A 6,263-nucleotide genomic window follows, 5' to 3' on the forward strand; every position below is an offset into this window, starting at 1 on the left:
AATTTTCAGGAAATGTTGGCGATTCCAGAGATAAAATCTCTCCATGGTATCGTCATCGGACGGATGGATTTAGCCTGTTCTTTGGGATTAACCCGTCAGGATGTGAATAGCGAGCAAGTTTTGGCTCTGGCTTTACCTTTGGCAAAAAAAGCTAAGGCTGCCGGTTTGACTGTTGCTATTGGGGGTGGGGTGTCACTAGATTCTTTACCGTTTTTCAAAATGTTCTGCCAAGGACATTTTGACCGCTTCGAGACGCGCAAAGTTATCTTTGATTGTCCCCAAGCTTTGGATAATTTCAGTTTAGCTTTGCCAAAGGCGATCGAGTTTGAATTACTCTGGCTAGAGAATAAAAAAAATTATTATGGTGCTATTGTTCGTGAAGATGACCGGCGTTTAGAAATCCTCCATAATTTACTTTTTGGTTAAAGATACTGGTCCCTTGATTGATCGTGCAAAACCTAGACATATCCAATCAATCTGACAAATAAAAGGTAGGACTGGCTGAATAAATCTAAAAACCTTGTTGGATCAGATTTTTAGGCTTTTCTGAAATCCAAAAGTGCCAGGGATTGGAGTGAGCGCGGGGAAAATTCCTGGACTTTTTCCCTGAAAATTAGGTAATTGACCACCTGAAAATGGGTAAAACCCTACACCCCACACCCTACACCCCACACCCTGCCCCCAAGAAAAACTTTTTCAGCAAGCCCTATATAGGAGTGATCAATCTTTGTGTCCTCTGTGTCTCTGTGGTTCCTTCCACACCCGACACCCCGCCCCCACCAACAAACTTTTTGCCGCAAACCCTAGATAGTTAACAGTTTCCCACCCCCAGTAGCTAATCTGGAGACTTTTCTCGCAGCATATCTGGTACATTTTGTCAAAAAAACTTTTTCGTTTTAACATAAGTACACATATTTTTGGCAAAAGATCTTTTTCGTCAAAGGAGCAATTGGCAAGTTTTTACCGGGGACTAATTAGTAATCCTAGACGTGGTAAGGGTTTCAAGGCACAAGGACTAAAAATGCACAGAGTAACCCAATTCTTAGATTTTAGCAGCGGGCTGTAACTATTGCAATCTCGTTGACAAATAGGAATTTTTCTCAATTATTTTTTAAGAAAAGTAAAGATGAAGGAATGTAAATTTAAATCTTCTCAAGTATATTGGGATTTTGATAAATTTTGCTTATGTAAATTAACCCTTAGCATTTAGCTTCTGAGAGCAGTTATCTTATTGGTGAAGTACAAAGTTGTTGTTTTGGCAAGTCTCCGAGCAAGGAGACGATGCCAAATCCAGTTAAGTAGGTAGTCGTTAAAAATTATCAGATGCCCCCCTTATTAAGGGGGGATTAAGGGGGGATCCCCCCGCCTATCGGCACCCCCCTTATCAAGGGGGGCAGGGGGGATCTGAGGCAAAATCTATCTTCAATTTAATTATAACTACTTACTTATAATTAATCTTTAGGAGAAACCCGATATTTTTCAGTGTAATTAGTCAATTTCCTTTTTATTATCAATCTAGCCAGGTCCTGACGGCTAATAGTTTTCTTTTTCCTCCGTCACCAGAGTAATACCTGTCCATTCTCCCTTCTCGTTATAAGAACGAATTAAGCGCTGTCTTTGAGTAGGAGAAAGTAACCAACCCACCTCTAAAACAAAAGGATGACCAGCAGTAATTTTCAGAGGTGTATTACAGGAGGCTCCATCGGGCAGCAGCAGTATTTGAATCGGTAGCGGACCATTTTCAAACAACAATCTTTGTCCCTCAATACGAGCGCTAGAAGTGATTTGATTATCACCAAAAGTCAAAGTTTGCGAGAGATAATTATCCCCCTGACGCTCGATCGATACATGGGTAGAATAGGCAGGAGAATTATAAAAATCGCGTCCCGTTGTCACCGCCTGTCCTCGCCATTGACCCAGTAATTGGTCCACCGTTAACATCGGTCTTTCTGGGGAGCTAGAATCGGCCAACTTTTCCCGAATTAAAGTCAAGCGATCGAACTCACAGTGCTCATTAAATAACTGTACGATTCTTAATCGTCTTTCTCCAGAGATTAACCCAAATTCTGCCCCGAATTGTGAGGAAAAACTACTAAAATATAGAGAACCTTGGCAAAAAGCTCCCGTCTGGCTAAATAGAATACCCTGATGGAGAGAACTATACTCTAAAATTAAATCTTCCGGCGCTCGATCGCTGTAGAGACGGCGGACCAATTGACGAATTGATCGATTATTATTAATGCCTTGCAAAGATACCAAAGTCGGGGTATCTTCGATCAAGTCGCCTTGGGGAGACAGACGGGTAAAAGAACCTTGCCATTGACCGAGATTTTTTAGTAAACATTCCCACTGGGAGAGCATAATAATTGAAGTAATTGGGGGAAATAGGACAAAATACATGGGAACAATTCGATTAATGCACGCCAAACTCCATCGAGTGCGCGTCAGCGAGGCTAACGTCGATTATGTCGGCAGTATCACTATCGATCGAGAATTGATTGAGCGGGTCGGCATTTTGCCGCTTGAAGAGGTGGATGTGGTCAATCTTAGCAATGGTAAGCGCTTTTCCACCTACGTTTTTCCGGGCCAAACTGGGGAAATTTGCCCCAACGGTGGTGCGGCGCTGCTCTGTCAACCCGGAGATATTTTGATTATCTATGCCTACGAACAACGTCCGAGGCAAGAAGTTCTCGAAAACGGTCATTTTGCCAAAGTTCTCGTCGCTGATGCTGAAAATCGCTGTCAGCAATTTTTTGAACAGAGCTTAATTCCCCGGGGTGATGGTCAGGGAGTGGAATTCTATAGCCAAGAATGCTGATTCTTGTCCTCAATTTGTTAACTTTCCCGTCATAATAAGAATAAGTAATGTAAATTTTCTTAGAATCAGCCCCCATGCGTGTAATTCTCATGACTGGTAAAGGAGGCGTGGGTAAAACCTCCGTCGCCGCCGCTACAGGACTCCGCTGCGCTGAACTTGGCTATAAAACCCTAGTTCTCAGCACCGATCCCGCTCATTCTCTCGCTGACAGTTTCGATCTCGAATTAGGTCACGATCCTCGTTTGGTACGTCCCCATCTTTGGGGGGCAGAATTAGACGCACTAATGGAATTGGAAGGCAACTGGGGCGCAGTAAAACGTTACATTACTCAGGTATTGCAAGCTAGGGGTTTAGATGGAGTGCAAGCGGAAGAATTAGCGATTTTACCCGGAATGGATGAGATTTTCGGCTTAGTTCGCATGAAACGCCATTACGATGAGGGTACTTATGATGTGTTGATTATCGATTCCGCACCTACGGGGACAGCTTTACGATTGCTGAGTTTGCCAGAAGTGGGCGGTTGGTACATGAGAAGATTTTACAAACCTTTACAGGGAATGTCGGTGGCATTGCGACCACTGGTGGAACCTTTTTTTCGACCGATCGCCGGTTTTTCCCTACCGGACAAGGAGGTTATGGATGCTCCCTACGAGTTTTATGAGCAGATCGAGGCTTTAGAAAAGGTTTTGACCGATAATACTCAAACCTCGGTACGTTTGGTGACAAACCCCGAAAAAATGGTGATTAAGGAGTCTTTACGCGCCCATGCCTATCTAAGTCTCTATAATGTTTCCACCGATTTGATTATTGCTAATCGGATTATTCCCGACAAAGTAACCGATCCTTTCTTTGCTCGTTGGAAAGAAAATCAACAGGGTTATAAACAGGAAATTTACGATAATTTTCATCCTTTACCAGTTAAGGAAGTTCCTCTCTACTCCGAAGAAATGTGTGGTTTACCCGCTTTGGAAAGACTGAAAGAAACTCTTTTTGCTGGGGAAGATCCGACGAAGGTTTATTACCAAGAAAACACTATTCGGGTAGTTCAACAGGAAAATCATTACAGTCTGGAATTATATTTACCCGGCATACCCAAGGAACAAATACAACTCAATAAAACTGGAGATGAGTTAAATATTCGCATCGGTAATCACCGTCGTAATTTAGTCTTACCCCAAGCTTTAGCAGCCCTGAAACCTTCCGGAGCAAAAATGGAAGATGATTACCTGAAAATCTCTTTTAGCAACGTGGTGAAAGTGTGATTTTCCTAGATTGGGTGGGGAAGTGGGGAGTGGGGAAGTGGGGAAGTGGGGAATTTCAACTAAAACCCTAAAACCCTAAAACCCCATCACCAGACAATTGACTTTTTCAACAAACCTTACCGATGATTTTCCCAGAAAAATCATCAGAGCCATCTTTTTTCTAACCATGCCAGGACACTTTCAACATCCGCCACTTTTTCTCCTTCAGGTACAGGTGGACGTTGTACCATGACCACGGTTATTCCCAACTCTCTAGCGGCGATAATTTTGGCGTAAGTGGCATCACCGCCGCTATTTTTACTCACGATCGCCCCAATCTTATATTCTTGTAAAAGAGAGCGCTCTGACTGCAAGGAAAAAGGCCCCCGTTCCAATAATAATTTTCCAACTGGCACGATGGCATCTGGTTCCGGAGGGTCAATCATCCGCATCAAAAACCAGATATTTTTTAGATGTGCATAACTTGCCAGTTCTTGCCGACCAATAGTGAGAAATATCCGCGGCGCTAACCCAGGTAAAATATTCGCCGCAGCTTGATTGTTTTCTACTTCAATCCAATTATCTCCAGATACTTTTTCCCAAGCTGGACGACTTAACATTAATCGAGGAATACCACAATCCGAGGCGGCTTGAGCGGCATTAAAGGAAATTTGCGCGGCAAAGGGATGGGTGGCATCAATTAAACAATCAATGCCTTCTTGCCGCAGATAATTGGCTAACCCAGTGGCACCACCAAACCCCCCCCGGCGAGAAGGAGTTGTGAGAGTAATCGGTTCTCTCGTGCGACCGGCAAAGGAAGCGATGGCATCTATACCCGGAATTGCCGCAATTTTAGCCGCTAATGCCGCCGCTTCCCCCGTTCCCCCTAAAATCAGCACTCTTTTATTTTTAGTCATCCAGCAATTGCCAAAAGGTTAACTAATTTTCCATCTTCCTATCTTCCCTTGCAAAGGAAAGAGATTTTGGGGGTTAGGTCACTCTACTTTTTCCCAAAAACGAGGAATCTGTGCTAATTTACCACAAAGTTTATTTTCTGAGGAATATCTCAGAAGATAGACCATCAATCAAGAACAATTTCAACCTTCTTAACCTTAAAATCTGAAAAATGACCAAAAACCAGCAAATTCTGGCAAAAATCGGGGGGGGGTAGCCTTGCTCTCCTTCTTTCCTTGGGTTTAGGACAACAAGCTTCTGCTGTCACCCTCGTTGAGAACTTATCTCAAGGAAATACGAGCACAGGTGCTATAAGTCTTGATAGTTGGCGAGGATCAAGCTTTACAACTGGCAGTAGCAGTTATAACCTTAATTCTGCTACTCTTTTGTTCGGAGAAAACACCGCCGAGCCCAGCTTGTTTCTTCGTCTCTACAGCAACAGCAGTGGAGTACCTGGGACTTTGATAACCAGTTTTACTAACCCTGCTTCCATTACTACCAATCTCGCCAATAACACCTTTACCCTGACTACTCCGCAAGCATTAGCCGCTAATACCACTTACTGGTTAGTCAGTGGTATTTCAGGTGATGTTGGGGATTATACCTGGGGGCTTACCACCTCTACCATTGAAACAGGACTCCCTGGCTGGACGATTGGTGATGGTTACGTTGCTAGTAACAATCAAGGGGGAAGTTGGGATTCTTTTCCTACGGATGGGCCTTACCAATTTAGCCTTGAGGGGACTACTCCTCCACCACCCACTAGCGTCCCTGAACCGGGTTCTGTGGTTGCCTTGTTAGGATTGGGAGGATTAGGGTTAGCTTCTAGCCTGACCAAGCGAAAATAGGAACGGTAGGGTGGGGGCGACTCGATTCTCGTGTCTCGTGCCAAGGTTCCATCTGGCAATGGCAAAAGTCAGCGTCTCCCTTCCTTCCCCGCATTACAAGGGACATCCTTGCAACGCGGTACACTACCTCTTGCAAGAGTGCCTATTCCAACCAAGAAATTAATTTTGTCCTATCACCTAATAGTGACGTGGAGTATAAACCCATTGCTTGGTTTTACCTTGCTCAATCAGGCGAGTTTTACTCGATCCGATCAAAATTATAGTCCGCATATCCGCATCGTTAATAGTCATATCCTCTAGGAATTTCACCGTCACTGTTTCCCCTTTTCGTCCTAAATTACGCGCTAATACCACAGGAGTTTGCGGCGATCGCCATTGTAATAAAATCTCTTTTGCCTTCTC

At 43.9% G+C, this 6,263-nt stretch carries 6 protein-coding genes and 3 pseudogenes; 5 read left to right on the forward strand and 4 right to left on the reverse strand.

What is annotated here, in order from left to right; translation table 11 throughout:
- Window positions 1-426: pseudogene (locus tag PX481_RS19110) on the forward strand (aldolase/citrate lyase family protein); the annotation flags it as partial.
- A gap of 110 nt (window positions 427-536) precedes the next feature.
- Here the strand turns inward: PX481_RS19110 and PX481_RS19115 are convergent.
- Window positions 537-725 (reverse strand): annotated as a pseudogene (locus PX481_RS19115) (hypothetical protein).
- Here PX481_RS19115 and PX481_RS19120 point away from each other — a divergent pair.
- Window positions 636-815 (forward strand): hypothetical protein, encoded by a 180-nt coding sequence (locus PX481_RS19120; protein WP_104396796.1) that lies wholly within the window; start codon window positions 636-638, stop codon window positions 813-815. The pseudogene PX481_RS19115 and the gene PX481_RS19120 overlap by 90 nt on opposite strands.
- 718 nt (window positions 816-1,533) lie before the next feature.
- Here PX481_RS19120 and PX481_RS19125 read toward each other — a convergent pair.
- Complete coding sequence (locus PX481_RS19125) at window positions 1,534-2,361, reverse strand: DUF3598 family protein (protein WP_002758244.1); 828 nt, start codon at window positions 2,359-2,361, stop codon at window positions 1,534-1,536.
- Between the two features lie 37 nt (window positions 2,362-2,398).
- Here PX481_RS19125 and panD point away from each other — a divergent pair, with 37 nt between their 5' ends.
- Both panD and PX481_RS19135 read left to right on the forward strand, forming a co-directional pair.
- Entirely contained in the window at window positions 2,399-2,818 is a 420-nt protein-coding gene (gene panD / locus PX481_RS19130; protein WP_002758245.1) for an aspartate 1-decarboxylase, read from the forward strand.
- A 74-nt stretch (window positions 2,819-2,892) separates the two neighbouring features.
- The gene (locus PX481_RS19135; protein ID WP_002758246.1) at window positions 2,893-4,080 is read left to right on the forward strand and encodes a TRC40/GET3/ArsA family transport-energizing ATPase; all 1,188 of its coding nucleotides are present in this window, start codon (window positions 2,893-2,895) and stop codon (window positions 4,078-4,080) included.
- A gap of 143 nt (window positions 4,081-4,223) precedes the next feature.
- Here PX481_RS19135 and PX481_RS19140 read toward each other — a convergent pair whose 3' ends face one another.
- Complete coding sequence (locus tag PX481_RS19140; RefSeq protein ID WP_002758247.1) at window positions 4,224-4,976, reverse strand: cobalt-precorrin-6A reductase; 753 nt, start codon at window positions 4,974-4,976, stop codon at window positions 4,224-4,226.
- A gap of 273 nt (window positions 4,977-5,249) precedes the next feature.
- Here PX481_RS19140 and PX481_RS19145 point away from each other — a divergent pair, with 273 nt between their 5' ends.
- Window positions 5,250-5,861 (forward strand): choice-of-anchor R domain-containing protein, encoded by a 612-nt coding sequence (locus PX481_RS19145; RefSeq protein ID WP_288095473.1) that lies wholly within the window; start codon window positions 5,250-5,252, stop codon window positions 5,859-5,861.
- A gap of 177 nt (window positions 5,862-6,038) precedes the next feature.
- Here the strand turns inward: PX481_RS19145 and PX481_RS19150 are convergent.
- Window positions 6,039-6,263: pseudogene (locus PX481_RS19150) on the reverse strand (precorrin-3B C(17)-methyltransferase); the annotation flags it as partial.

Source organism: Microcystis sp. M53603_WE2, assembly GCF_030065435.1.